Origin of the sequence: Rhodococcus sp. NPDC058532 (genome assembly GCF_042719255.1) — a bacterium.
Classification (GTDB): domain Bacteria; phylum Actinomycetota; class Actinomycetes; order Mycobacteriales; family Mycobacteriaceae; genus Rhodococcus_G.
Window position 1 is genome coordinate 1 of record NZ_JBHXNU010000012.1, and the last position, 24,107, is coordinate 24,107.

26 protein-coding genes and 1 pseudogene are annotated in these 24,107 nt (G+C 71.6%); 12 read left to right on the plus strand and 15 right to left on the minus strand.

The features are described from left to right. The 4 genes from ACFWQG_RS15070 to glp form a co-directional block, all read right to left on the minus strand. A partial coding sequence (locus ACFWQG_RS15070) for a DEAD/DEAH box helicase (protein ID WP_378508437.1) occupies positions 1-1,329 on the minus strand: 1,329 nt, incomplete at its 3' end. Between the two features lie 262 nt (positions 1,330-1,591). Further along, positions 1,592-2,005, minus strand: a complete 414-nt coding sequence (locus ACFWQG_RS15075) for a molybdenum cofactor biosynthesis protein MoaE (RefSeq protein ID WP_378508438.1) — start codon at positions 2,003-2,005, stop codon at positions 1,592-1,594. Then, positions 1,998-2,990: a bifunctional molybdenum cofactor biosynthesis protein MoaC/MoaB gene (gene moaCB, locus ACFWQG_RS15080; protein WP_378508439.1), complete on the minus strand. Its 993-nt coding sequence runs from the start codon at positions 2,988-2,990 to the stop codon at positions 1,998-2,000. Before moaCB ends, ACFWQG_RS15075 begins: the two co-directional genes overlap by 8 nt. Continuing rightward, positions 2,987-4,171, minus strand: coding sequence for a gephyrin-like molybdotransferase Glp (glp, locus tag ACFWQG_RS15085; protein ID WP_378508440.1), 1,185 nt, complete (start codon positions 4,169-4,171; stop codon positions 2,987-2,989). Before glp ends, moaCB begins: the two co-directional genes overlap by 4 nt. Before the next feature lie 135 nt (positions 4,172-4,306). Between glp and moaA the strand changes: the two genes are divergently transcribed. Together moaA and ACFWQG_RS15095 are read left to right on the plus strand one after the other, a co-directional pair. Then, positions 4,307-5,374, plus strand: coding sequence for a GTP 3',8-cyclase MoaA (moaA, locus tag ACFWQG_RS15090; protein ID WP_378508441.1), 1,068 nt, complete (start codon positions 4,307-4,309; stop codon positions 5,372-5,374). Positions 5,375-5,378: 4 nt separating this feature from the next. After that, positions 5,379-5,621 carry a MoaD/ThiS family protein gene (locus tag ACFWQG_RS15095; RefSeq protein ID WP_378508586.1) on the plus strand — a complete coding sequence of 81 codons (243 nt, stop codon included), beginning with the start codon at positions 5,379-5,381 and terminating at the stop codon, positions 5,619-5,621. Between the two features lie 6 nt (positions 5,622-5,627). Here ACFWQG_RS15095 and nadE read toward each other — a convergent pair whose 3' ends face one another. After that, positions 5,628-6,467, minus strand: coding sequence for an ammonia-dependent NAD(+) synthetase (gene nadE, locus ACFWQG_RS15100; RefSeq protein ID WP_378508442.1), 840 nt, complete (start codon positions 6,465-6,467; stop codon positions 5,628-5,630). A 52-nt stretch (positions 6,468-6,519) separates the two neighbouring features. Here nadE and ACFWQG_RS15105 point away from each other — a divergent pair, with 52 nt between their 5' ends. Then, entirely contained in the window at positions 6,520-7,119 is a 600-nt protein-coding gene (locus ACFWQG_RS15105) for a nucleosidase (RefSeq protein ID WP_378508443.1), read from the plus strand. 18 nt (positions 7,120-7,137) lie between these two features. Here the strand turns inward: ACFWQG_RS15105 and ACFWQG_RS15110 are convergent, their stop codons facing one another. Together ACFWQG_RS15110 and ACFWQG_RS15115 are read right to left on the minus strand one after the other, a co-directional pair. After that, positions 7,138-7,920: an META domain-containing protein gene (locus ACFWQG_RS15110; RefSeq protein ID WP_378508444.1), complete on the minus strand. Its 783-nt coding sequence runs from the start codon at positions 7,918-7,920 to the stop codon at positions 7,138-7,140. 36 nt (positions 7,921-7,956) lie between these two features. Continuing rightward, complete coding sequence (locus ACFWQG_RS15115) at positions 7,957-8,535, minus strand: TetR/AcrR family transcriptional regulator (RefSeq protein ID WP_378508587.1); 579 nt, start codon at positions 8,533-8,535, stop codon at positions 7,957-7,959. Positions 8,536-8,656: 121 nt separating this feature from the next. Between ACFWQG_RS15115 and ACFWQG_RS15120 the strand changes: the two genes are divergently transcribed. Beyond that, the gene (locus ACFWQG_RS15120; protein ID WP_378508445.1) at positions 8,657-9,220 is read left to right on the plus strand and encodes an NADPH-dependent FMN reductase; all 564 of its coding nucleotides are present in this window, start codon (positions 8,657-8,659) and stop codon (positions 9,218-9,220) included. Positions 9,221-9,306: 86 nt separating this feature from the next. Here the strand turns inward: ACFWQG_RS15120 and ACFWQG_RS15125 are convergent, their stop codons facing one another. The 5 genes from ACFWQG_RS15125 to ACFWQG_RS15145 form a co-directional block, all read right to left on the minus strand. Then, a complete protein-coding gene (locus ACFWQG_RS15125) occupies positions 9,307-9,795 on the minus strand; it encodes an FBP domain-containing protein (protein ID WP_378508446.1) in 489 nt (162 codons plus the stop codon). A gap of 91 nt (positions 9,796-9,886) precedes the next feature. Continuing rightward, a complete protein-coding gene (locus tag ACFWQG_RS15130; protein ID WP_378508447.1) occupies positions 9,887-10,174 on the minus strand; it encodes a hypothetical protein in 288 nt (95 codons plus the stop codon). A gap of 32 nt (positions 10,175-10,206) precedes the next feature. Next, positions 10,207-10,950, minus strand: a complete 744-nt coding sequence (locus ACFWQG_RS15135) for a putative protein N(5)-glutamine methyltransferase (RefSeq protein ID WP_378508448.1) — start codon at positions 10,948-10,950, stop codon at positions 10,207-10,209. Between the two features lie 163 nt (positions 10,951-11,113). After that, positions 11,114-13,621 (minus strand): FtsX-like permease family protein, encoded by a 2,508-nt coding sequence (locus tag ACFWQG_RS15140; protein WP_378508449.1) that lies wholly within the window; start codon positions 13,619-13,621, stop codon positions 11,114-11,116. A gap of 2 nt (positions 13,622-13,623) precedes the next feature. Then, positions 13,624-14,394 carry an ABC transporter ATP-binding protein gene (locus ACFWQG_RS15145; protein WP_378508450.1) on the minus strand — a complete coding sequence of 257 codons (771 nt, stop codon included), beginning with the start codon at positions 14,392-14,394 and terminating at the stop codon, positions 13,624-13,626. A gap of 109 nt (positions 14,395-14,503) precedes the next feature. Here ACFWQG_RS15145 and ACFWQG_RS15150 point away from each other — a divergent pair, with 109 nt between their 5' ends. The 3 genes from ACFWQG_RS15150 to ACFWQG_RS15160 are packed head-to-tail and all read left to right on the plus strand — an operon-like array spanning position 14,504 to position 17,099. After that, positions 14,504-15,754: a sensor histidine kinase gene (locus ACFWQG_RS15150; protein ID WP_378508451.1), complete on the plus strand. Its 1,251-nt coding sequence runs from the start codon at positions 14,504-14,506 to the stop codon at positions 15,752-15,754. After that, a complete protein-coding gene (locus tag ACFWQG_RS15155) occupies positions 15,742-16,386 on the plus strand; it encodes a response regulator (RefSeq protein ID WP_378508452.1) in 645 nt (214 codons plus the stop codon). The genes ACFWQG_RS15150 and ACFWQG_RS15155 overlap by 13 nt, the downstream gene beginning before the upstream one ends. Positions 16,387-16,415: 29 nt before the next feature. Beyond that, on the plus strand, positions 16,416-17,099 hold the full coding sequence (locus tag ACFWQG_RS15160) for a TetR/AcrR family transcriptional regulator (RefSeq protein ID WP_378508453.1): 684 nt from the start codon (positions 16,416-16,418) through the stop codon (positions 17,097-17,099). Between the two features lie 15 nt (positions 17,100-17,114). Here ACFWQG_RS15160 and yidC read toward each other — a convergent pair. Next, positions 17,115-17,949, minus strand: a pseudogene (yidC, locus tag ACFWQG_RS15165) (membrane protein insertase YidC); the annotation flags it as partial. Between the two features lie 120 nt (positions 17,950-18,069). Next, positions 18,070-18,396, minus strand: a complete 327-nt coding sequence (locus ACFWQG_RS15170; protein ID WP_378508454.1) for a DUF6412 domain-containing protein — start codon at positions 18,394-18,396, stop codon at positions 18,070-18,072. Between the two features lie 89 nt (positions 18,397-18,485). Between ACFWQG_RS15170 and ACFWQG_RS15175 the strand changes: the two genes are divergently transcribed. Both ACFWQG_RS15175 and ACFWQG_RS15180 read left to right on the plus strand, forming a co-directional pair. Then, a complete protein-coding gene (locus tag ACFWQG_RS15175) occupies positions 18,486-19,301 on the plus strand; it encodes a MerR family transcriptional regulator (protein WP_378508455.1) in 816 nt (271 codons plus the stop codon). A gap of 125 nt (positions 19,302-19,426) precedes the next feature. Continuing rightward, positions 19,427-20,014 carry a hypothetical protein gene (locus ACFWQG_RS15180; RefSeq protein WP_378508456.1) on the plus strand — a complete coding sequence of 196 codons (588 nt, stop codon included), beginning with the start codon at positions 19,427-19,429 and terminating at the stop codon, positions 20,012-20,014. Here the strand turns inward: ACFWQG_RS15180 and ACFWQG_RS15185 are convergent. Further along, positions 19,920-20,903, minus strand: coding sequence for an alpha/beta fold hydrolase (locus ACFWQG_RS15185; RefSeq protein ID WP_378508457.1), 984 nt, complete (start codon positions 20,901-20,903; stop codon positions 19,920-19,922). The two genes, ACFWQG_RS15180 and ACFWQG_RS15185, sit on opposite strands and share 95 nt — an antisense overlap. A 282-nt stretch (positions 20,904-21,185) precedes the next feature. On the opposite strand from ACFWQG_RS15185, the gene ACFWQG_RS15190 reads away from it, so the two are divergent. The 3 genes from ACFWQG_RS15190 to ACFWQG_RS15200 are packed head-to-tail and all read left to right on the plus strand — an operon-like array spanning position 21,186 to position 24,080. Further along, complete coding sequence (locus tag ACFWQG_RS15190; protein WP_378508458.1) at positions 21,186-22,001, plus strand: SDR family oxidoreductase; 816 nt, start codon at positions 21,186-21,188, stop codon at positions 21,999-22,001. Positions 22,002-22,035: 34 nt separating this feature from the next. Continuing rightward, on the plus strand, positions 22,036-23,262 hold the full coding sequence (locus tag ACFWQG_RS15195; RefSeq protein ID WP_378508459.1) for an acyl-CoA dehydrogenase family protein: 1,227 nt from the start codon (positions 22,036-22,038) through the stop codon (positions 23,260-23,262). A 5-nt stretch (positions 23,263-23,267) separates the two neighbouring features. Next, positions 23,268-24,080 carry an SDR family oxidoreductase gene (locus ACFWQG_RS15200; RefSeq protein WP_378508460.1) on the plus strand — a complete coding sequence of 271 codons (813 nt, stop codon included), beginning with the start codon at positions 23,268-23,270 and terminating at the stop codon, positions 24,078-24,080. Positions 24,081-24,107: the final 27 nt, after the last annotated feature.

The following is a 24,107-nucleotide window of genomic DNA, read 5'->3' on the forward strand; positions in this document are numbered from 1 at the left end:
GTCCGCCGCGCCCTGACCGCGGCGTCGGCCGCCGCCGTCGGCCGCCGGGCGGCCGCCGTTCTGGCCGCCGCGGCGCTGCCCGCCGCCCTGCCCGCCGCCGCGACGACCGCCGCCCTGCCCGCTCGGCTGCGTCGCCGGCTTCGGGGCGGGTACCACGTGCGGTGCGATCTCGCCGACCAGGTCGACGACCGCGGGGGAGGCCGCGGTCACCTGCTGCGGGGTGACGGTGATCTTGGCCTTGCGCATCAGCAGCGCGAGATCCTTGCGCTGCTCGGGAAGGACGACGGTGACCACGTCACCGGCGCTGCCCGCGCGGGCGGTGCGGCCCGACCGGTGCAGGTATGCCTTGTGTTCGGCGGGCGGGTCGACGTGGACGACGAGCGCGACCTCGTCGACGTGCACACCGCGGGCGGCGACGTCGGTGGCCACCAGCACGCGCGCCTCACCCGACGAGAACGCGGCCAGGTTCCGGTCGCGGGCGTTCTGCGAGAGGTTGCCGTGCAGGTCGACCGACGGGATGCCGGACTCGGTGAGCTGCTTGGCGAGCTTGCGTGCCTGATGCTTGGTGCGCATGAACAGGATTCGGCGGCCGGTCCCGGAGGCGAGCTTGTGCACCAGGTCCTTCTTCTCGGCGGTCCCCGCGACGTCGAACACGTGATGGGTCATCGCGGCGACGGGGGAGTTTGCCTCGTCCACCGAGTGCAGCACCTGGTTGTGCAGGAACTTCTTGACCAGGATGTCGACGCCGTTGTCGAGGGTCGCGGAGAACAGCAGCCGCTGCCCGGAGTCCGGGGTGGCCTTGAGGATTCGCGTGACACCGGGCAGGAATCCGAGGTCGGCCATGTGGTCGGCCTCGTCGAGGACGGTGATCGCGATCGCGTCGAGGGACACCAGACCCTGCTTCATCAGGTCCTCGAGACGCCCGGGGCAGGCGACGACGATGTCGACCCCGGCGTCGAGCGCCTTCACCTGACGGTGCTGGGAGATGCCGCCGAAGATCGTGGTCACCCGCAGGCCCGCGGCGTCGGCCATCGGCTGCAGGGTCGCGGTGATCTGGGTGGCGAGTTCGCGGGTCGGGGCGAGCACGAGACCGCGGGGGGTGCGGGGCCTGCGCTTGGCTGCCAGGTCGCCGGAGAGGCGCGTCACCATCGGGATGGAGAAGGCGAGGGTCTTTCCGCTGCCGGTCTTTCCGCGGCCGAGGACGTCACGTCCGGCGAGGGTGTCGGGCAGGGTGTCGACCTGGATCGGGAACGGGGCGGTGATTCCACCGTCGGCGAGCGCCGTCACGAGGGGAGCGGGCACGCCGAGTTCGGCGAAGGACGCGGTCATGTGTCGAGTGCCTTTCGGGCATCGGGTTGCGCTGCGCAGCACGGGAACCCGCGGGTTCACGCGCCTCATCAGCACAAGTCTGGCGAGATTGCCGGTGGGCAAAATCGATCGCCGTAAGAAGAGTTCGTGCTTGGCACGTGAAAACCGTTCCACGACGGCTGGCGCAGTGGGACTCGCGCCATGTGGGTGCCAGCATAGCCGACCCGTCGGGTGCCGGGCCGTTGCCTGGGTCACACCATGGGTGGCGTGCTCTCCCTCGGCGTCACAGCCCAACCCATTCGGTGACACCGCCGTCGAAGTGCTGACGCTTCCAGATCGGCACCTCCGCCTTGATCCGCTCCACCAGCAACGCGCACGCCGCGAACGCCTCGGCGCGATGCGGCGCCGCGACCGCCGCGACGAGGGCCAGGTCGCCGACGGCCAGCGGGCCCACCCGATGCACGGCGGCGACGGGGAGCCCGGACTCCGCCGACACCTGTTCACAGCAGCGGCGCAGAAACGTCTCCGCGTCCGGGTGCGCCGAGTACTCGAGCGCGGAAACAGACTGTCCCTCATCATGATTGCGGACGACGCCGCTGAACAGCACCACCGCACCGTGTTCGGGCCCGGCGACGGCGGCGTCCACCGCCGCCGCGTCCAGCGGCCGGTCCGAGATCGCGGCCAACAGCTCACGCATCGTGCATCCCCTCACCGGCCACCTGCGCCAGCAGATGGTCGAGAATCGGCTCCAGTACCGCCATGCCATCCCGCACCCCGCCGGTGGAGCCGGGCAGGTTCACCACCACGGTCCGGCCAGCGAGCCCAACCAGGCCGCGGCTCAGCGACGCGAACGTGGTCTGCTCGGCGCCCTTGCGCCGCAGCGACTCCGCGACGCCGGGCAGCTCGCGGTCGAGGACGGCCGCGGTGGCCTCGGGCGTGCGGTCCGTCGGCGAGACCCCGGTGCCGCCGGTGCTCACCACCAGGGCGGGGTGACCGGTGAGGGCGTCGGCGAGGCCCGCGTCGATGTCCGCGTCCGCGTACACCAGCGGCCCGCGCACCGCGAAACCGAGACCGTCCAGCCAGGCCGCCAGCGCCGGGCCGGTGGTGTCCGCCCTGCTCCCCGCCGCGCCGGCGGTGGACGCCACCAGCACGACCGCGGATCGGGGCCCCGCATCGGCGACCCCGGCCGCAGGCGACCGGCCCGCGGCGTCCTCGCGTGCCCAGTTGCCGCGCTTGCCACCCGATTTCGTCAGCAGCCGCACCCCGTCGAGGACCGCGGCCGGATCCACGGCCTTGACCATGTCGTGCAGCGTCAACCCGGCCACCGCGACCGCGGTCAGCGCCTCCATCTCCACGCCGGTCTGCCCGGTGGTCTTCGCGCGGGCCTCGATGGTGATCGAGGTGTCGGTGAACCCGAACTCGACCTTCACCGACGACAGCGCGATCTGGTGGCACAGCGGGATCAGCTCGGATGTCCGCTTCGCCCCGGCGATCCCGGCGATCCGGGCGGTGGCCAGCACGTCGGCCTTCGGCAGGTCGTCGGCGCGCACCAACGCGATCACCTCGGCGGTGGTGCGCAGTTCGCCCGCCGCGACCGCGACCCGGGCGGTGACGGCCTTCGCCCCGACATCGACCATCCGGGCCCGCCCCTCGCCGTCGAGGTGTGTCAGGTCGCCGCTCACAGGTCCCACACCCGCACGTCGTCTCCCGCCTGCATCGTCGTCACGTCCTCCGGAATGTCGAGAAGTACCTCCGCCCTGGCCAGCGCCGCCACCAGGTGGGATCCGGGTCCCGATTCCAGTGTCACCCCGCCGGGGACCCGGCGGCCCCGCAGGAACTGCCGCTTCCCCGGCGGCGACTGCACCGGAGCGGTGAGTGTCGCACGACCGGTGGCCCGGGCCGCGAGCCCGGCCGCGCGACGCAGTTCGGCGCGGGCGAACACCTCGAACGAGACCAGGCTGCTGACCGGGTTCCCGGGGAAGCTGAGCACCGGAACCCCGTCGACGACGGTCAGGCCCTGCGGTCCGCCCGGCTGCATCGCCACATGCCCGAACCACCCACCGAGCGGGGTCAGCACCTCCCGGACCACCTCGAAGTCGCCCATCGACACGCCACCCGAGGTGAGCACCACGTCGGCGGTCGCCACCGCCCGCGTCAGCAGGTCCCCGAACTCGGCAGGGGTGTCCGAACTGCGCCCCACCAGGACCGGGTCGCCGCCGTTGGCGGTGACGCACGCGGCAAGGCCGGTCGAGTTCGACTCGTAGATCTGGCCGGGCCGCAGCGTCGTGCCTGCGGGCACCAGTTCGGCGCCGGTCGCGATCACCGCGACCCGCGGCCGCCGCAGCACCGGCACCCGGGCGAGACCGACCGCCGCGAACATCGCCAGCTGCCGGGCGGTCAGCCGCGCGCCGGCCCGCAGCAGCGTCTCGCCGGCACGGACGTCGCTGCCCGCCTCGCGCACGAAGTCACCCGGCCGCCGGGACGCGAGGATGCGCACCCCGGTGCCGTCCGGCGCGGTGTCCTCGACCGGGATCACGCAGTCGGCGCCCGGTGGCACCGGTGCGCCGGTCATGATCTTCACGGCCGTCCCGGCGGCGAGGTGGCGGGGTCCGGCGTCACCGGCGGCGACGGTGCCGACCACCGGCAGCGTCACCGGCGGGTGCGGGACGTCCGCCGCGGCGACCGCGTAGCCGTCCATCTGCGAGTTCCGGAACACCGGCAGGTCGATCTCCGCGGACACGTCGCCGGCGAGGACCCGGCCGAGCGCGTCGCGGACCGGAACCTCCTCGGCGCGGGGCGTCAGCGCTGCGGCAAGCGCCGCCCGGATCGCCTGCGCGTGCTCGTCGACGGATCTGCTGGTCATGACCCTCCCTGTGGCGTGAACGCCGATTCTAGGCGGCGGGCACTCACACGCCGGACCGCGTGCCCGTGGTGGCGTGGCAACGCGGACGACACACGTTTGCGGTCATACTCGAATGATGACGAAGGTGGTGAGCTGATGACCGCAACGCTGCGCCCCGTGTCGATCGGATTGCCGCGCGTGCGCGCGACCACCGATGCGCGGGACCGGCCGGACTCCCCGGAGCTGGTGGACCGCTTCGGCCGCGTCGCCCGTGACCTGCGGGTGTCCATCACCGAGAAGTGTTCGCTGCGGTGCACCTACTGCATGCCGGCGGAGGGGCTGCCCTCGATTCCGCGGCAGCGGCTGCTGTCCGCCGACGAGATCGTCCGGCTGGTGGGGATCGCGGTGCGGGATCTCGGTGTCCGCGAGGTGCGCTTCACCGGCGGCGAACCGCTGATGCGCCGCGACCTCGAGGAGATCATCGGGGGCTGCGCCGCCGCGGTTCCCGGCATTCCGCTGTCGATGACCACCAACGCCGTCGGTCTCGAGCACCGGGCGCGGGGGCTGGTGGACGCCGGGCTGACCCGGGTCAACATTTCCCTCGACACGGTCGACCGCGCCCACTTCGCGGAGCTGACCCGGCGGGACCGGCTGCCGTCCGTGCTCGCCGGGATCCGCGCCGCGGCCCGCGCAGGCCTGGCACCGGTGAAGGTCAACGCGGTGCTGATGCCCGAAACCCTGGTGGGTGCGGCGGATCTGCTGCAGTGGTGCCTGGACGCCGGGGTGCACCTGCGGTTCATCGAGGAGATGCCCCTCGACGCGGATCAGGCCTGGGATCGGGACGCGATGGTCGACGCGCAGCGGCTGCTTGAGGTGCTCGGGGAGCGTTTCGAGCTGGCCGCGGTCGGCAGGGACGATCCGGCCGCGCCCGCCGAGGAGTGGCTGGTCGGCGGCGGCCCCGCGACCGTCGGGATCATCGCCTCGGTCACCCGCAACTTCTGCGCGGACTGCGACCGGACCCGGCTCACGGCGGAGGGAACGGTGCGGTCCTGCCTGTTCAGTGACGCCGAGACCGACCTGCGTGCGGCGCTGCGGTCGGGGGCGACCGACACCGAACTCGCCGACCTGTGGCGGGGCGCGATGTGGACCAAGTGGGCCGGGCACGGCATCGACTCGGCTGGCTTCGCGCCGCCGCAACGCAGCATGGGAGCGATCGGTGGCTGAGACGATGGTGACGGTGCGCTACTTCGCGGCCGCGGCGGAGGCCGCGCGGTGCGGGGCGGAGCAGGTGCCGTTGGCGGCGGGCGGCACGCTCGGCGATCTGCGGTCCGCGCTCGCCGACCGGCACGGCGCGGCGATGGAACGGGTGCTGCGGGTCGCCGCGTTCCTACAGAACGACGAACTCACCCGCGACCTCGACGCGCCCGCCGCGGCGCGGGTGGACGTGCTGCCCCCGTTCGCGGGCGGCTGACCGGCGTCACCGCCACCAGTCGTCGAGCGGGGACACCGGGACGGTGCGCTTGTGCCGGGTGCCCAGGTACATGCCCTCCAGCTTCTCCGCGACCGCGGCGGTGACGTCGCGGCCCTCCAGGTAGTCGTCGATCTCGCTGTAGCGCAGGCCCAATGCCTCCTCGTCGGGCAGCGCGGGACGGTCGTCCTCGAGATCCGCGGTCGGCACCTTGCGCCAACTGCTGTCCGGCGCACCGAGATGCTGGAGCAGGGCCGCACCCTGACGCTTGGACAGCCCGGTGAGCGGGGTGACGTCGACGCCGCCGTCGCCGTACTTGGTGAAGAACCCGGTGATCGCCTCCGCCGCATGATCGGTGCCGACCACGAGATGGCCGAGTTCGCCCGCGATCGCGTACTGGATGACCATCCGCTCCCTGGCCTTGACGTTGCCGCGGACGAAGTCCCGCAGCGCGCCGTCGTGCCCGAGCACCTCGGCGAGCCCGGCGGCGCTCTCCGCTGCCGCCGCGTCCGCGCTCGGTTTGATGTTGACGGTGATCGACCGGTCCGGCTCGATGAACGTCAGCGCGACCTGCGCGTCGTGCTCATCGGCCTGCACCCCGTACGGCAGTCGGACTGCGACGAATTCGGCGCCCCGACCCTCGGCCCGGAGTTCCTCGGCGGCGAGCTGGCACAGCCGCCCGGCGAGGGTGCTGTCCTGTCCGCCGCTGATGCCGAGCACGAAGCCCTTCGCCGGGGTGGACCGCAGGTATGCCTTGAGGAAGTCGATCCGGTCCCGGATCTCGGCGGCGGGGTCGATCGTCGGCTTCGCGCCGAGTTCCTGCAGGATTCGAGCACGCAGTGTGGCCATGCGGTGACTCTAGCGAGGGGCCCGGCGCCGCGCGCAGACTACTGTTTTCGGCGTGACCCATGTCATTCGCGAACACCCGCTCCCCGTCCTCGTCGTCTCCGCCACGCTCGCCGAGGCCGCGCACGTGCCGCCGCGGTTCGAGGTGCTCGTCACCGGGATCGGGAAGGTCGACGCGGCGATCGCGGTCACCGAGGCGTTGGCCGCGCACCCGGACGGTGCCCGCCCGACGGTGGTCAACATCGGCACCGCGGGCGCGTTGCGCGGCCATCACAGCGCAGATGACGCCGCCTGCGCGTCGAGCGGGTTGTATGTGCCGTCCGAGGTGCTCAACCACGATCTCAGCGCCGACGTGCTGCGCACCCTGGGTTACCCGGCGCAGGACCGGATTTCACTCGAGGGCGGCGACGGGTCGGTGCTCGCCACCGGCGACGTGTTCGTGTCCGACCCGGTGCTGCGCGAGGACCTGTCCCGCCGCGCCGACCTGGTCGACATGGAGGGATTCGCGGTGGCCGCGTCCTGCGCCAGGATGGGTGTGCGGTGCCGGTTGGTCAAGCACGTCAGCGACCACGCCGACGAGTCCGCGATGGACTGGCCCGCGCAGGTCGATGCCAGTGCCCGGATCCTCGGGTCCTGGCTCGACACCAACTACTGATCCCGCGGCACCGGCCGGTCAGCGCGCGCGCAGGCCGAGCCCGGTGCCGTTGTCGTTCATCAGGCGCATCCGGTCGGCGTCGATCGTCACCGTGGTGGCGCCGTCGAGTGCGGACAGGACCGCGCGTTCGACCTCCGCGACGTCCGGCGGGCACATCTTCCTTGTGGTGGCGAGCGGACCGAACGTGACGCTGTCGTCGGCGACCTGCGCGGTGCCGGTGAAGGTGTTGCATCCGGTCGAGCCGGTGACCGCGCCGTCGTCCCCGATCTGCAGGGACGGTGCCGACTCCTCGATCGCGCGGGACGCGGTGACCGCGGTCGGGCTGATCGTGGAATCGACCACCCACGTCGTGCCCGTCAACGGGCGGTCCGGTTGGGCGACCTTCTTGTCGAGGAGGGTGACGTCCGCGGCGCCGGTGCGCAGGTGCAGGGTGTCGCCGTCGAGGCTCCACTGCGGGTTCGCGGTGAAGAACTCGGTCAGCCACGCGTCGGATTCGCCGACGTCCCCGACGCAGGCCATCATCGTGGTCGCCAGTGCGCCCGCGGTGATCGTGCCGCCGGAGAAGTCGGCGGTGCCGGTGGCCCGGTTGCAGCCCGCGGTTGCCGCCAGCCGGTCCGGTTCGACGAACTCGACCGTGAGCGGCCCGCCGCCGGGGATCGGGGTGCCGTCGACGGTGGTCGAGACGAAGGTGCGGCCGAGCAGATCGGCCTGCGGGGACTCCGGCGACGCCGTGCTGGAGTCGGAGCACGCCGCGAGGGCGGCGGTCAGGGCGATGAGGCCTGCGAGTCGGAGAGTGCGCATGACGTGCAGGGTAGTGACCGGCGCGGCCGATTCGGATCAGGCCGATGTCACCCGGCGTGCCAGGTCCTCCCAAGCGTCGGCGACGCGGTCGATCGGCATCCCCAGATCGCGGACCTGGTGCAGGACCAGGGACGCCTCGAGGGGGGCGAGCAGGCTGTGCGCGAGGATCGGCAGGTCGCCCGGGGTGCCGGTGCCCCGGAGTAGGGTGACCACGTGGGTCAGCGCGACATTGCGGGCGGGCCCGCCGAACCGCAGTTCCGGCGAGCTCTCCACCGCGCGCAGCACGTCGCCCTGCACCCCAACCATCGACAGCCGGGCCCGGCCGTAGGCGATCAGCCGGTCGAGCGGGTCCGCGCCGGGCCCGAGCGGTGGGGGGCCGGCGAGGAAGGCGTGCTGGAGTTCGCTCTCGGTGTGGTCGAGGAGGGCGTGCATCAGGCCGGACCGGCTGCCGAATCGACGGAAGACTGTGCCCTTCCCCACACCGGCCCGCGCGGCGACGGCGTCCATCGTGACCGCGTCGACGCCCCGCTCGGCCACCAGCAGCGCCGCCGCATCCAGCAACAATGCGCGGTTGCGGGCGGCGTCGCAGCGTTCGGCCTCGTGGGTCTCGGCCATCGGGATCGGGGTGGACTGCACGCCGTGATGCTACCCGCCGGGGAATACAACCGGACCGCGGTCCGGTTAAGCTGGTCGTGCTGGATCGAGCCAGCCCAACGAACCTCGTAAGGAAGCCCGTATGTCTCAGACCCGTGTCCTCGTCCTCGTCGGAAGCCTGCGCGCGGGCTCCGTCAACCGCCAGCTCGCCGAGACCGCGGTCTCGGGCGCCCCCGCAGGCGCCGAGGTCACGATCTACGAGGGGCTCGGCGAGCTGCCGTTCTACAACGAGGACATCGACGGCGACGCCGCACCCGCCGCCGCGCAGGCGCTGCGCTCGGCCGCCGGTGAGGCCGACGCCCTGCTGCTCGTCACCCCCGAGTACAACGGCACCATTCCGGCCGTGCTGAAGAACGCCATCGACTGGATTTCCCGCCCGTTCGGCGCCGGTGCGGTCAAGGACAAGCCGGTCGCCGTGATCAGCGCATCGCCGTCCCCGAACGCCGCCGTCTGGGCGCACGAGGACACCCGCAAGGCGGTCCGGATCGCCGGCGGCACCGTCGTCGAGGACGTCTCCATCTCCATCGGTGGCACGTTCGACAAGTTCGGTGACAAGCACCCGAGCGAGAACGCCGAGGTTGCCGCCGACGTCGCCGCCGTCGTCGCCGGCCTGGTCGCCGCTGCTGGCGAGCTGGTCAGCGCCTGACCCGAAGCCGGTCTACCGGGCCCGGAGGGTGCGTCACGCACCGTCCGGGCCCGGACGCGTTCGGGACGTGTTCGTTCCCGGGACGGTCAGGTCGACAGGCCGGTGACGAACGCGGTGATGTTGTCGCGCACCCGCGCCACCTTCTCCTCGTCGGTGAGGCTCTCCCGGTAGCGGTTCCCGGCGGCGGGGCGGCGCTTGTTGCGGGCGTATAGCGAGCACGCGAGGTCGGTGCACATGTAGATGCCGACCGTGTTGCCGCGTCGCCCCGCGTCACCCGCCTTCGTCGCGGTCATCAGCGACACACCGCCGCCGGTGTGGGTGGTCTTGCAGATCGCGCACATCTGCGCCTTGCCCGTTCCGCCGGTCGCGTACCGGAACGCCACCCCGGCCAGGTCGTCGCCGAGGGGGACGACGATGTAGCAGCGGCCGCGCAACGTCGGATCGCTCCAGCCGAGGAAGTCGAGGTCCTGCCAGGGGCGGTCGGCGAGGTCCCTCGGGACGGACAGGCGCTTGGCGTCACCCTTGGAGCAGTTGACGAACGAGGCCCGGATGTCGGCCTCGGTGACGGGGAGCATGGCGCGATCGGTCCTTCGATAGACGGCACGGCGGTCACCTCGACGGTACGGACACCGCAGTCGGTGCGGCAACGGCTTTTGCCGCTGGCCCTCACTGCACGGTGACCGGCATGATCTCGGTGCGGGCCACGACACGGTCGCGTTCGGCGGCGAGCGCGAGCCTGCGGTCGTCGGCCATGTACCCGTCCATCGCGGACTGGCTCGCGAACGTGAACAGCTGAATCTCGAGCGGCTGCCCGCCGGAACCGTCGGTGCGGGCGCGTTGCAGCACCCGGCCGCCGTGCTCGGTGACGAGTTCGAGCACCCGATCCTCGTAGGCGACGAGGCCGTCCTCCTCGCCGGGACGGGCCCACAGCAGCACACACAGGGAGATGGTCACGGCCGCAGCATAACCGGGCTCACGCGCTGGCCTTAACGTATCGGCGCCTCCGCGACGACGACGATCGCGTCGAGCCGGGGGGAGTGCACCACCCGGGCGACGAGACCGGCCCGCGTGCAGGCATCGGCCGTCCACCGCGCCTGCCGCCGACTGGTTTCGACCAGCAGGTGACCGCCGGGCGCCAGCCACCCCGGTGCCGCCGCCGCGACCCGGCGATGGACGTCGACGCCGTCGGGTCCGCCGTCGAGCGCGGTGCGCGGTTCGTGCAGGCGCGCCTCCGCGGGCATCGTCGCGATCGCGTCGGACGGCACGTACGGGGCGTTCACGACCACGACGTCGACCCGGCCGCGCAGCTCCGCGGGCAGCGGGTCGTACAGGTCACCGCAGTGCACCGGCGTGGCGGGCAGGTTGCGGCGGGCGCAGGCGACCGCGACCGGATCGATGTCGCTGGCGTGCAGCACGACCGTCGAGGTGGACAGCAGCGCCGCACCGACCGCCCCCGACCCGCAGCACAGGTCCAGCACCGACGCCCCGGCCCGCGGCAGCAGCCCGGTCGCCTGCTCGACGAGGAACTCGGTGCGCCGGCGGGGGACGAAGACGCCCGGCGCGACGGCGACCCGCAGGCCGCAGAACTCGGCCCACCCGAGGATCTGTTCGAGCGGGCGCCCGGTCACCCGCTGCCGAACCAGCCCGGCGAGGTGCGCGCCGTCCCGCGCCGCCCCGAGCAGCAGGCGGGCCTCCTCCTCGGCGAACACGCACCCGGCCCGGCGGAGCACGGCTTCGACGCCGCTCGGGTCGGTGGGCGGGTCGGGCTCGGGGGGCTGCGTGGACGTGGGTGGACCTCACTGCCTGTCGATACGGAGACGCGCGGACCCGACCATCGTCGCCGACCGGCGCGCCGCGCGCAGGCGAACTCGGTGGCCGCGCGTCCCGGGTCCGCTACTCGCGGGTGCCGATCGCGGCGACCGGGTCGGCGCGCATCGCGGTCCGGGTCGGGACCGCGATCGCGACCAGCCCCAGCAGCACCGTGCCCGCAATGAGCAGCCCGTAGACGGTGGGCGACACGGTGGGGATCGGCTGCCCCGACACCGCGACCGCGATCCCCGCGAGCGGGGGTGCCGCGATCACCGTGCCCAGGACCGCCGCGACCGTCACGACGATCACCGATTCGGTGCGCATCATCGCCCGCACCTGCCGGGTGCTCGCCCCGACCAGGCGGAGCAGCGCGAACTCGCGGCCGCGTTCGGCGGTGGCCAGCACGAGCGTGTTCACGACGGCCACCGCGAGGTAGCCGAGCAGCACGGCCAGCACCACCAGGTTCACGCCGGACTGCATGCGCCGCTGCTCCTGCCCGGCGGCCGCGAACTCGCCGCGGTCGGCGACGGCGACGCCACCGAGCGCGGTGATCGCGGTGCGCGCCTCGTCGACGCGGCCGGGATGCGCGGACACCAGCAGCATGTCGGTCAGGCCGGAGGTGGTGTGCGCGCGCACCGACGCCACGGGCAGGGTCACGTCGCCGAAGCCGAGGCCGCGCCCATACGTCGCGACCACCTCCGGGGTGACGAGGGTGCCGTCGCCGAGCCGCAGCGCGACGGTGCCGCCGATGCGGGCGCTCATCGCGAACGCCGCGTCGGTGGACAGCGCGACGGTGCCGTCCCGCAGCCGTCCCAGGTCGCCGCCGCGGACATCGAGGTCGAGGGTGGACGCGGTCGTTGCCGGGTCGATGCCCTGGACCGGGTACGTCTGCGTGGTCGGGTTCTCCCCGCCGGTGCTGAACAGGGCGGTGCTGCGGGCGATCGGATTCACCTGACGGACAGCGTCGTTCGCTGTGATGCCGTCGATCAGCGTCGGGGACAGCCCGGCCGGTCCGGTGACGACGAGGTCCGCGGTGATGCCGCTGCGGGACTGGTCGTCGGCGGCCGCGGACACGGTGTCCTGCGTGAACAGTTGGACGCCGCCGATCGCGATCGCCAACGCCAGCGGGGTGATCGCGGACGCCAGCCGCCGGGACCGGGTGCCCGCGTTCGCGGCGGCGAGCACCCGCGCCGGGGACCCGCTGCGGCGCAGCGGCCCGCCGAACCAGCGGACCGCGCCGCGGACGAGAACCGGGCCCAGCAGCGCCACCGCGATCACCAGCAGCATCGCCGACCCGCCGGCACCGGCGAGCGCCGCCGGACCCGGCAGCACCATCGGCAACAGCGACGTCGCGATACCGCCGACGCCGAACACGACCCCGGTGACGAGCCGACCCCAGCCGAGGGATGCCTGTTCGACCGCGGATTCCCGCAGCGCCTCGGTGGGATCGAGGCGGGCCGGACGGCGGGCCGCGCCCGCGCCCGCGATCCGAGCCGTCACGAGCGCGAGGACGGCGCCGACGACGGCGGGGATCGGACCCGCCGCGAGCGCGAAGTCCGTCGGCAGCACCCCCGCGTCGACGAACTGGAGGCGCAGGAGTCGGGCGAGCGCGTAGCCGGGTGCGGTACCGAGCAGCGCGGCGACGCCCGCGACGAGCAGCACCTCGGTGCCGACCAGCCGGTGCACCTGGCCCGGTGTTGCGCCCGTCGCCCGCAGCAGCGCGAACTCGCGGCGGCGCTGCTGGATCGACAGCGACAGGGTGCTCGACACCACGAACATCGCGATGAGGATCGCCACGCCCGCGAACGCCGCGGACAGCGCCATCAGCTCGCTGCGGGCGGCACCGGCATCGAGGAATTCGACGTCGCCGCGGCCGTCACCGGTGTGGGTGGTCACGTCGAGGCCCGGCAGCGCGTCTCGTGCGCGTGCCGCGAGCGAGTCGGCGTCCACCCCGTCGTCGGCGAGCAGACCGACCGCGGCAACCCCGCCGGGGTGCGGCCACAGGTCGCCGATCCGGGCGTCGGACAGGAACACCGTCGCCAGCCGGTCGGCGGGCTCGGGCCGGGGGGCCGACACGACCCCGACGACGGTGTACTCGTCGCCGATACCGCCGTGCCGCAACGTGATCCGGTCACCGACCGTGCCGCCCCCGGTCACCACGACCTCGTCGGACGCCGCGGGGGCGCGGCCGTCGGCGAGCGTGTACGGCGCCAGCACCGTCGACGACCACGGGTGCGCGGTCCGCAGGGCACCGTCGTCGGTGGCCAGCGGCACCGCGCGGTCGGCGACCGCCGCCCGCACCCCCGGCATCCGGGACAGGTCGTCAACCACGGAGTCGGGGAGCAGTGCGCGTTCGACGAACGGTTCGTCGACACCCTCACGCACGTCCAGGGCCTGCGGCGCGCCGACGACGACGTCGGCCCCCGCATACCGGTGCGGGGTGACGCCGCCGCGGATCCCGGACTCGAACAGCACCGCCAGCCCGCAGGTGAGGGCCGCCGCGCAGAACACGGCGACGAACACGGCCGCGAAACTGCCCCGGCGCTGCCGCACGTTCGCGAGCGCCAGCCGCGGCAGACGGGAGCGACGCATGCTCACCACTCCCCGAGATGGGTCATATGGTCGGCGACCGCCGCGGCGCTCGGTGCATCCATCCGTCCGACGAGACGACCGTCGGCGAGGAACAGCACCCGGTCGGCGTGCGCGGCGGCCACCGGATCGTGGGTGACCATGACGATCGTCTGACCGAGGTCGGTGGTGGTGCGGCGCAGCAGGTCCAGCACCTGGCGTCCGGTGCGGGAATCGAGCGCGCCGGTCGGCTCGTCGGCGAACACCGCGTGCGGCCGCGTGATCAACGCCCGCGCGATCGCGACCCGCTGCTGCTGGCCACCGGACATCTCGGCGGGCCGTCGGCGGCGCTTGTCGGCCAGGCCGACCGCGTCCAGCACGTGGTCGAGGTGCGCGCGGTCCGCGCGGCGGCCAGCCAGCAGCAGCGGCAGCGTCACGTTCTGTTCGACGGTGAGTGCGGCCATGAGGTTGTACGCCTGGAACACGAACCCGATGTGGTCGCGTCGGAAGATCGTGCGGGCCTTGGGTTTCAGGGCGCTGATCTCGGTGTCGCCGAGCCACACCGACCCGCGGGTGGGCCGGTCGAGTCCGGCAGCGCAGTGCAGGAACGTGCTCTTGCCCGAGCCCGACGGACCCATGATCGCGGTGAAACTGCCCGGGGCGAGGGACAGGCTGACGGCGTCGAGCGCGGTGACCTGCGTGCGCCCAGAACCGTACGTTCTGCTCACGTCGGCGAGCCGGACCGCCGACTGCGGGGGACTCTGCACCGGGGGCAGGGGAGAGGTGAAGGAGGTCATGGCGACAACGCTAGGAATCGGCGACGCCGCAGAACATCCCGTGCGGTACCCGATCGATGGTGTAGCCAGCTGTACCGACGGCGCCGCCGGCGTGCGGCATGCTGGGGTGATGCAGTGGACCGAACGCCTGAACGAGCGGTGGCGCGCCGTCCGCTTCCTCGTGGTCGAGGCCGGTGCTGCCGTCGTCTCGCTCTGCTTCCTCGTGGTCGGACTGGTGGTCGGGTCGATGCTGATCCTGATCGTCGGCTGGCTCGCGGTGCCCACCTACGTGCGGGCGCTCCGGTGGTGGGCGGGCCGGGCGCGGCGACGATCGTCCGCGTACACGGGTCGGCAGGTGCCCGAGCGGTATCCGACCGTCTCCGACCGTCCCGGTGTCGACGACCTGCGCCGGCTGCTCACCGCGCCGTCGACGCGCCGCGACTTCGGGTGGGTCGCGGTCCATTCCGTCGCGGCGCTCACGTCCGGGCTTGTCGCGATCGTTCTCCCGCTCGCCGCCGTGAACTCCCTTGCGATCCCGTTCTACTGGTGGGCGCTGCCGCCGGACGAGCCGGTGAGCAACCTCTATCCCGTCACCTCGTGGTGGGGCGCGGCGGCGGCGCCGCTGGTCGGGGTCGGATATCTGACCCTGGCGTGGTGGGTGACGCCGCTGCTGGCGCGGGGGATCGCAGGTCTGGCGCGGAATCTCCTCGCCCCGGGTCGGGAAACCGAACTGTCCGAACGGGTCTCGGCGCTCACCGTGAGCCGGGCCGCCGCCCTCGACGCGCACGCCGCGGAACTGCGCCGCATCGAACGCGACCTGCACGACGGCGCCCAGAACCGGCTCGTCGCCGTCGTCATGATGCTCGGTCTCGCGGAACGCTCCCTGCGGGTTGCACCCGATCAGGCGCGGCCGCAACTGCTGCGGGCCCAGGACGCGGCAGCGGAGGCGCTGTCGGAACTGCGGACGCTCGTCCACGACATCTACCCGCCGATCCTCGACGAACTCGGGCTCGGCGGGGCGGTCTCCGCGCTCGCGGGCCGCAGCACGGTGCCGTGCGTCCTGGACACCGAGGGGCTGCGGCGGGCACCGGCCGCGGTGGAGGCGGCCGCCTACTTCGTCGTGGCCGAGGCCCTCACCAACGTCGCCAAACACAGCGGCGCCGGGCAGGTCCGGGTGACGCTGTCCACGCGCGACGACGAGCGGGGCGCGGCGCTGGTCATCGACGTCCGGGACGACGGCGTCGGCGGGGCCGTCGCCGCGGCGGGCGGCGGAGTGGCGGGGATCCGGCGCCGCGTGGCAGCGTTCGAGGGGACGATGACGCTGGACAGCCCGCTCGGCGGGCCGACGAGAATCGAGGTGGCACTGCCGTGCGGATTCTGATCGCGGAGGACGACGCGCTGCTGCGGGAGGGCCTCGTCCTGCTGCTTGGCAGCGTCGGGGTCGAGGTGACCGCCGCCGTCGACGACGCCGAGACGTTCCTCGCCACGTTCGAGGCCGACCCGCCGGACGGCGCGGTGCTCGACGTGCGGATGCCGCCGACGTTCACCAACGAGGGACTCAAGGCCGCGATCGAGGCGCGCCGGCGGCGCCCCGGATTCCCGGTGCTGGTGCTGTCCGCATACGTCGAGGACCGGTACGCGGGGGAGTTGCTCTCCGGCGGGGCGTCCGGGGTCGGCTACCTGCTCAAGGAGCGGGTCGGCAGGGTGGAGGAGTTCGTCGACGCCCTGCACCGGGTGGTCGGCGGCGGCACCGTGATGGATCCCGAGGTGATCTCCCAGCTGATGAGCCGGCGCCGCGCCGACGACCCGATCCGCACCCTCACCCCACGCGAATCCGAGGTGCTCGGCCTCATGGCGGAGGGGCTCGGCAACACCGACATCGCCCGCAGACTCGTGGTGAGCGACACCGCGGTGAGCAAGCACATCGGCAACATCTTCGCCAAGCTCGGGCTGTCGGCATCGGACAGCGGGCACCGTCGGGTGCTCGCGGTCCTCGCGCACCTGCGGTCCTGATCCGGCGCCCCAGGGCTATAACTGTGTACATGGCACGATCAGCAGCACGACCCATCCCCGAGGACGTCCCGCCGTCGATGGCGAACTCGGCGCTGCTCCGTGACCTCCCCGCCACCGAGCGGGGGCTGCGCACGCGGTCCGCGCTCATCGCCGCCGCCCGCACCGTGTTCGAACAGTCCGGCTACCTGGACACGCGGCTGATCGACATCACCACGGCAGCCAAGTGCTCGGCGGGCACCTTCTACACCTACTTCGCCAGCAAGGAGGAGATCTTCGCCGCCGTCCTCGAGCTCGCGCAGGAGGACATGATGCATCCCGGCATGCCGCACGTGGACGCCGACGGCGATCCGGCCGCGATCATCGAGGCGAGCAACCGGGCGTACTTCGAGGCGTATCGCCGCAACGCGAAGCTGATGGGCCTGCTCGAGCAGGTCGCCAGCGTCGACCCCGAGTTCCGAATGCTGCGGCAGCGCAGGGCGGACGCCTTCGTGCGGCGCAACGCCCGCAGCATCGAGGCGCTGCAGAAGCGCGGGCTCGCCGACGTGGACCTCGATCCGCTGCTGTCCTCGCGCGCCCTCTCCGGCATGATCAGCCGACTCGCGTTCGGGTACTTCGTCACCGGCGATGCCGCGGAGGAGGACGGCATCGACCTCGACGCCCTCACCCGCACCGCGACCCGGCTCTGGGTGAACGCGCTGCGCATCACCGCCTGACCCGGCGCTTCGCGGCGTTCTCCCGGTCGATGCGGGCCAACACGAGGTGCTGCTGGCCATAGGTCCAGATGTTGTTGCTCACCCAATACAGCAAGATCGCAATCATCAGGAACGGTCCGCCGACCAGGACGCCGAGCGGGAAGATCCACAGCATCACCCTGTTCATGATCGCCGCCTGCGGGTTGGCTGCCGCGTCCGTGCTCTGCCGCCGCACCGATGCCCTCGCGTTGAAGTGCGTGGCAAGGCTTGCGAGCACCATCAGCGGGACCGCCACCGCGGCAATCGTCGCGACGGTCGGGACTCCGCCGTACGGAGCGAACGACGCCAGCGTGCTCTGCGGGCTGGTCACCGCGACGGAGATCGGCGCGCCGAACAGGCGGGCACTGAGAAACGACTGCACATCGGCGGCGCTGAAGACGTAGTTCGCGGTGTTCGCGTTGGCCTCGGGGGACATTCCGAGGTTGCCCAGCCCGGTTCCGGTGCGGTTGAACGACCGCAGCACGTGGTACAGCCCGAGGAACACCGGCGCCTGAACCAGCGCGGGCAGGCACCCCATCAGCGGATTGAACCCGTGCTCCTTCTGCAGCTTCTGCATCTCGCTCGCCTGACGTTGCCGGTCACCGGCGTACTTCTTCTGCAGGGCCTTGATCTGCGGTTGCAACTCCTGCATCTGCAGGGTGGTGCGGACCTGTTTGATCGCGGGCTTGAGGAGCAAGACACGGAGGGTGAAGACCAGGAACACCACCGCCGACGCCCAGGCAAACCCGTTGTCGGGGCCAAGGACCGAGCCGAACACTCTGTGCCAGAACCACAGGATCGCGGACACGGGGTAATAGATGAAATCGAGCATTGGAGCACCTCTTTGCTGCACGACGCAGCGTCACACGGCATCGTGCGGGTAGGGGGCACGCCGGATCCTCTGCGGATCACCACGGCGTGGAAGGACGGTCGACCAGGGGGTCGCGCGGCATCAGTGCGCGGCGGCCAGGGCCCGTCCGGGTGCTCGTGGTTGGCGGGGCCGACCGGGGGTGTCCGGGGCGCTCTGCCGCCGGAACGCGCCACGGAGGCGCTGCTCGTCTCGTGGTGGGCCCGCGGTCGGTTCGGTCAGCGAGCGCAGCCGGGACAACGAGCCCTGTCCGGCGATCGCGAGCAGGAGAATGATCGCGACAGCGGCCCCGACCACCGTGGTCGGCCCGGCCATCGTCGTCGCCGCGGAGATCACCAGCGTCAGGACGGCCACCCAGCTGAGCTGAACCAGAGTCAGCCTCCGGGCCAGTGGTGACCACATCCTCGCCATGCGGCACAGCGTACCGAGGTCCGCGAGCGCTTCGCAGTGCGGCAGACGCGGCTTGACCTTGACGCAGCGTCATGGTTGAGACTCGGGTCATGAGGATCGGGCAGCTTGCTGCGGTTGCTGGCACCACGACGAGAACGGTGCGCCACTATCATCGGCTCGGCCTGCTTGAGGAGCCGCAACGCCGATCCAACGGCTACCGCGAGTACACCATCGACGACGCCGTCCGGCTGATGCGGATCCGCTGGCTGGCGGCGGGCGGGGTTCCCCTCGGCTCGATCGCGGCGATCCTCACCGACGGCAAGACGGACGACGACGTGCGCGACGTCGTCGCCGATCTACGGGCGTTAGTCAGCGCCATCGAGACCCAGCAGGCCGAGCTCGCGCGCCGCAGGGCACAACTCACCGACATGCTCGCCGAAGCCGAACGCGGAAACCCCATTTCGGTACTGCCCGCGGGGCTGACGGCGGTTGTGTCCGCCGTCATCGACAATACCCCCTCCACGGCGGTCGGTTCGGCGCTTCGCCGCGATCGAGACCTGGTCGAGGCGCTCGTGATGTCGGGGAAGGCGCCGGAGGGATTCCTCGCCGTCTACGAGACCACGATGGCCGATGACGAGCACCGCGCGCGGTATCTCGCGGTGCTTGACGAGTGGTCGAATCTCGAGGGCCGTGCCCCGCGGTTGGTGGAGAAGGACATCGCCGCGGTGACGGACCTGCTGCTCGAGTTCGTCGACTCGCAGCAGGTGCCGATCGGCACATCGAGGCTGGCGACGACGACCAATGCGTCCGCGGGTGCCGCACTCCAGCTCGATGACGTGATCCCGGACGAGGCGCAACGCGAAGTGGTACGACGGGTTCAGCAGGAACTGAGCACCCGCGTGTCGACGCCAAGGCAAGCGCGATGAGTCCTGGGTGGCGCCGGAGAGCGCGGCGGGTTTCGCTGCTGCCGCTCGTCCGGGCCGAGGTCAGGGCCCACCACGCGTTGTGGTTGTGGATCCGCGGGCGACACTTGGGTGTCGAACCCGGCGCCGTGGTGCTCACCTCCGCACGAGGCACCATCGCCCTGCCGTTGGCGTTCGCCGCCGCAACCGTCATCGAGATCGCGGTCGTTCATGTGCTGCTCCCGCATCTGTGGCTTCGGGTGATCGTCGCGGTGATCTCGGTGTGGTCGCTGATCGCGTTGTTCGGCCATCTGGCTGTGCATCGCACCAGACCCCACTATCTGACCGACACATCGCTCGTCCTTCGTCAGTCCGGTGCAGTCGTCGCCATTGTCGACCGGGCCAGTATCGCCTCGATCAGGCCCCGTCGCCGGTTCAACGAAACGGTACCGACCGTCAGGGCCGGGCGCCTGCACCTTCCGAACGCCGACGGCACCAGGGTCGACCTGGTGCTGAAATCGCCTGTCACTGCGCGGCTTCCCGCACTGCTCCCCGCACGCAGGATGACCGAGCAGATCGACCGCATCAGTTTGTACCTCGACGACCCCTCGGTCCTTGCGGACGGCGAACCCGCGCTGGCGGTCAGCGGGTCGGGAGATGCGCGTCGAGGAACTGCTCGGTCAGTTCGGCGACCGCCGAGGCGTTGGCGTGGAACAGATAGTGATGACCGTCCATGATCGTGACCTGCTGGATCGCCGGGTTGCTGATCGAGGCGCGGTGAGCGGGCTCCCACTCCGGTTCCACCTCGAGCGAGGAATCGGCGAGGATCGACAGGGCGGGCAGCGTTGGTGGGAACACGACTCCCTCGGCCGCCCGCACGTTCTCCGCTCCGCGCGCCATCTCGTCCAGCACGGTCGGATTCAGGATCCATGAGTATGCGCGTAGGTACAGCTCCTGCTGGTCCTCGGTGTACTCGGAAGCGTCGCCGAGGCTCGCCCGGTAGTCGGCGGCCAGTCCCAGGTAGTCGGTGGTGTTGTCCAGGGAGATCAGATCTCGAGTGCCGCCAATGGCGCTGACGCCGGCCATCCATCTCGGCCAGTCGGGGGAGTCGGTGGCGCCGTCCGCGGTGAAGCGTTCGTCGTCCAGGCCAACCACGGCGGCGACCTCATCCGGATGGTGGCTGGCCCACCACATCGCGTACAGCCCCGAAACCGAATGGGGCATCAGGACATACGGACCGCCGAGTCCCAGCTCCCGGAGCGCGGACCGGGTCTCGTTGGTGATCGCGTCGCTGGTGCGGGGGGTGTCGGTGCCGTCGCTCAGCCCGTAGCCGAGGGGTTCGATCGTGACGACCGTGCTCTGTTCGGCGAGGCGTTCGGCCAGCGGGGCGAAGCCGAGGATCGGTTCCGGGGTGGCGAGGCCGGGCATGAGGACGATGGTTCGCGGCCCGGAGCCCTGGACCGCGACGCTCATCCGATGCCCGTCGACCTCGACGTACCGGTGCTCGGGGCCAATCAACTGCTCGATCGCCTGCTTGTCGCGTGGGGTCTGCCACCGGTGGACCACCGCCGACATCGCGACGGCGGCGGCGATCAGGGCGAGCAGTCCGACGAGGGCCCATCGCACCGTGTGTCGTGGCGGCCGGTGTTCCCCGGATGCGCCCTCGCCCTGTCGATTTCCGTCCGTTCGCGCCGTTGAATCCCCGTAGTCGGTGGATGGATCAGGCCGCCCCAGCATCCCCATGCGATCAACCTAGCCGATGGCGACCGGGTAGCAGGGGACTATTACTACAGATTGTCGTAGTGGCGTCCGGTGGTCGTTCCGACGAGCCGCACGGCTTGAACTTGACGCCGGATTCAACTATATAGTTGGGGCGAGGCGGCATCGGCGCGAGAGCGGGGGTCGGCAGTGAAGGTTGCAGGCAAGGTCGCCGTCGTCACCGGGGGCGGAGGCGGCATCGGCGGCGCGCTCGCGCGGGCCCTGGTCGACGCGGGCGCGCGGGTCGTTGTCGCGGACCTGGTCGGGCCCGCGGCGCGGGACGTCGCGGACACGATCAACGCCGCGCATCCCGCCGCCGCGGTCGCCGCGGTCGCCGACGTGTCGGACACCGACGCGATCCGCGGCCTGATCGCCCTGGCGGAGAGAGAATTCGGGCCCGTCGACCTGTACTTCGCCAATGCTGGCATCACCGGGGCGCCCGGCCTCGACGCCGACGACGGCGCCTGGGACCTGGCCCTCGACGTCAATCTCCGCGCCCATGTTCGGGCCGCACGACTGCTGGTTCCGGGCTGGGTCGAGCGCGGCGACGGCTACTTCGTCAGCACCGCGTCGGCCGCGGGACTGCTCACCCAGATCGGCGGCGCCACCTACGCGGTCACCAAACACGCCGCCGTCGGGTTCGCCGAGTGGCTCAGCGTCACCTACGGCGACCGGGGTGTGAAGGTCAGCTGCCTGTGCCCCCAGGGGGTGAACACCCGACTGCTGTTCCCCGAGGAGGACGCCGGCGTACTCAGTGCGGCGGCGGCGAAGGCCGTCACTTCGGCGGGCAAGGTCCTCGAGCCTGCCCAGGTCGCCGCCGACACCCTCGCCGCGATCGACGAGGAGCGGTTCCTGATCCTGCCGCACCCGCAGGTGCTGGACATGTTCCGGCACAAGGGTGCCGACTACGACCGGTGGCTGCGCGGGATGCGCCGCTACCAGGCGTCCCTGCTCGACCGGGGCTGACCTCGCCCGTCCCTCCCATCCGTCAGGAGTTCGCATGTCCCTGTTCGACATCTCGGAACGCGCCACGCAGCTGCAGGAGGACCTGCAGGCCTTCATGGACTCGCACGTGTACCCGGCCGAGTCCGTGTACGAGGAGCAGATGCGCGCCTCCGGCGACCCGCACTTCCAGCCGCCGATCCTCGAGGACCTCAAGGTCGAGGCCAAGAGGCGGGGACTGTGGAATCTCTTCCATCCGCATCCCGGGACCGGGGCTGGCCTGACCAACCTCGAGTACGCGCCGCTCGCCGAGATCATGGGCCGCAGCCATCTCGCGTCCGAGGCCTGCAACTGCAACGCGCCCGACACCGGAAACATGGAGGTACTCGAACTCTTCGGCACCGAGGAGCATCGGGAGAAGTACCTGAAGCCGCTGCTCGACGGCACGATGGCCTCCGCCTTCGCGATGACCGAGCCGCGGGTCGCCAGCTCCGACGCGACCAACGTCGAGCTGTCGATGGTCCGGGACGGTGACGAATACGTCCTCAACGGCCGAAAGTGGTTCGCGTCCAACGCCCTGCACCGCAACTGCAAGGTGATGATCGTGATGGGCAAGACCGATCCGACCGCGCCGACGCATCGGCAGCAGACGATGATGGTCGTCCCGATCGACGCGCCCGGTGTCACCGTGCTGCGCGGACTGCCCGTCTTCGGCTACCAGGACCGCGAGGGGCACGCCGAGATCGACTTCACCGACGTGCGCGTCCCCGCAACGGACGTGCTCAAGGGGGAGGGGGAGGGCTTCGCGATCAGCCAGGCCCGGCTCGGGCCCGGCCGCATTCACCACTGCATGCGCGCCATCGGGATGGCCGAGCGGGCACTTGAGCTGATGTGCAGGCGCGCCCAGTCCCGGGTCACGTTCGGCAGGCCGGTCGCCGACAACGCGAACATTCAGGACTGGATCGCGGAGGCGCGCATCGACATTGAGATGATTCGGCTGCTCACCCTCAAGGCCGCGTACCTGATGGACACGGTCGGCAACAAGCAGGCGCAGACGGAGATCGCCGCGATTAAGGTGGCCGCGCCCACCATCGCACTGACGATCGTGGACCGCGCGATCCAGGTGCACGGCGGCGCTGGCGTCACCGACGACTTCCCCCTTGCGATGGCGTACGCGCACCTGCGCACCCTCCGCCTCGCCGACGGACCGGACGAGGTGCACAAGCGGGCCCTCGCCCGCCGCGAACTCCGCCGGTACCGCGACCTGCGACCGGAAGGGCACTGAGAACCATGACGAGCACGGACTTGACCGGGCGGACCGCGATTGTCACCGGTGCTTCCCGCGGCATCGGTCTTGCTGCCGCGCAGGCACTCGCCGCCGCGGGCGCCAACGTGGTTCTCACTTCCCGCAAGCAGGAGGCCGCGGACGAGGCCGCGGCGTCGATTACCAGCAGCGCCGGAGGCGGTGCGCATGTCACCGGTAACGCGATCGGGGTCGGCGCGCACGCGGTGGAGGAGGACCAGGCCCGTCGCTGCATCGCGCTGACACTCGAACGATTCGGCAGCATCGACATTCTCGTCAACAACGCGGGAACCAACCCGGCGTTCGGTCCGCTGATCGCCCAGGATCACGGCCGGTTCGCGAAGACGATGGACGTGAACCTGTGGGCGCCGCTGCTGTGGACCGGCATCGCCACCGAGGCGTGGATGGGGGAGCACGGCGGATCGGTGATCAACACCGCGTCCATCGGCGGGCTCGGTCACGAACCGGGCATCGGCCTGTACAACGTGTCCAAGGCAGCGCTGATCTATCTGACCAAGCAACTGGCACTGGAACTCTCACCGATGGTGCGAGTGAACTCGGTTGCCCCCGGCGTGGTGCGCACCAGGCTCGCCGAGGCGCTGTGGAAGGAACACGAGGCGCAGGTCGCTGCCTCGACCGCGCTGGCCCGCATCGGCGAACCGGGCGACATCGCCGCGGCGATCGCGTTCCTCGCGTCCGACGCCGCCTCCTGGATCACCGGCGAGACCATGGTGATCGACGGCGGCCAGCGGCTCGGTGACGCACTCCCGTACCGGAACGGAGCGCCGTTCGGCAGCTGATCGCGCGCCGGACGCGGACCTGACCAG

Bases quoted from the DNA above. Each gene is read 5' to 3' on its own strand.
- ACFWQG_RS15075 (WP_378508438.1), bottom strand. From the start codon at position 2,005: ATGCGTGAGCTGTTGGCCGCGATCTCGGACCGGCCGCTGGACGCGGCG.
- glp (WP_378508440.1), bottom strand. From the start codon at position 4,171: ATGACCAGCAGATCCGTCGACGAGCACGCGCAGGCGATCCGGGCGGCG.
- moaA (WP_378508441.1), top strand. From the start codon at position 4,307: ATGACCGCAACGCTGCGCCCCGTGTCGATCGGATTGCCGCGCGTGCGC.
- ACFWQG_RS15095 (WP_378508586.1), top strand. From the start codon at position 5,379: ATGGTGACGGTGCGCTACTTCGCGGCCGCGGCGGAGGCCGCGCGGTGC.
- nadE (WP_378508442.1), bottom strand. From the start codon at position 6,467: ATGGCCACACTGCGTGCTCGAATCCTGCAGGAACTCGGCGCGAAGCCG.
- ACFWQG_RS15110 (WP_378508444.1), bottom strand. From the start codon at position 7,920: ATGCGCACTCTCCGACTCGCAGGCCTCATCGCCCTGACCGCCGCCCTC.
- ACFWQG_RS15115 (WP_378508587.1), bottom strand. From the start codon at position 8,535: ATGGCCGAGACCCACGAGGCCGAACGCTGCGACGCCGCCCGCAACCGC.
- ACFWQG_RS15120 (WP_378508445.1), top strand. From the start codon at position 8,657: ATGTCTCAGACCCGTGTCCTCGTCCTCGTCGGAAGCCTGCGCGCGGGC.
- ACFWQG_RS15125 (WP_378508446.1), bottom strand. From the start codon at position 9,795: ATGCTCCCCGTCACCGAGGCCGACATCCGGGCCTCGTTCGTCAACTGC.
- ACFWQG_RS15140 (WP_378508449.1), bottom strand. From the start codon at position 13,621: ATGCGTCGCTCCCGTCTGCCGCGGCTGGCGCTCGCGAACGTGCGGCAG.
- ACFWQG_RS15145 (WP_378508450.1), bottom strand. From the start codon at position 14,394: ATGACCTCCTTCACCTCTCCCCTGCCCCCGGTGCAGAGTCCCCCGCAG.
- ACFWQG_RS15150 (WP_378508451.1), top strand. From the start codon at position 14,504: ATGCAGTGGACCGAACGCCTGAACGAGCGGTGGCGCGCCGTCCGCTTC.
- ACFWQG_RS15160 (WP_378508453.1), top strand. From the start codon at position 16,416: ATGGCACGATCAGCAGCACGACCCATCCCCGAGGACGTCCCGCCGTCG.
- ACFWQG_RS15170 (WP_378508454.1), bottom strand. From the start codon at position 18,396: ATGGCGAGGATGTGGTCACCACTGGCCCGGAGGCTGACTCTGGTTCAG.
- ACFWQG_RS15175 (WP_378508455.1), top strand. From the start codon at position 18,486: ATGAGGATCGGGCAGCTTGCTGCGGTTGCTGGCACCACGACGAGAACG.
- ACFWQG_RS15195 (WP_378508459.1), top strand. From the start codon at position 22,036: ATGTCCCTGTTCGACATCTCGGAACGCGCCACGCAGCTGCAGGAGGAC.
- ACFWQG_RS15200 (WP_378508460.1), top strand. From the start codon at position 23,268: ATGACGAGCACGGACTTGACCGGGCGGACCGCGATTGTCACCGGTGCT.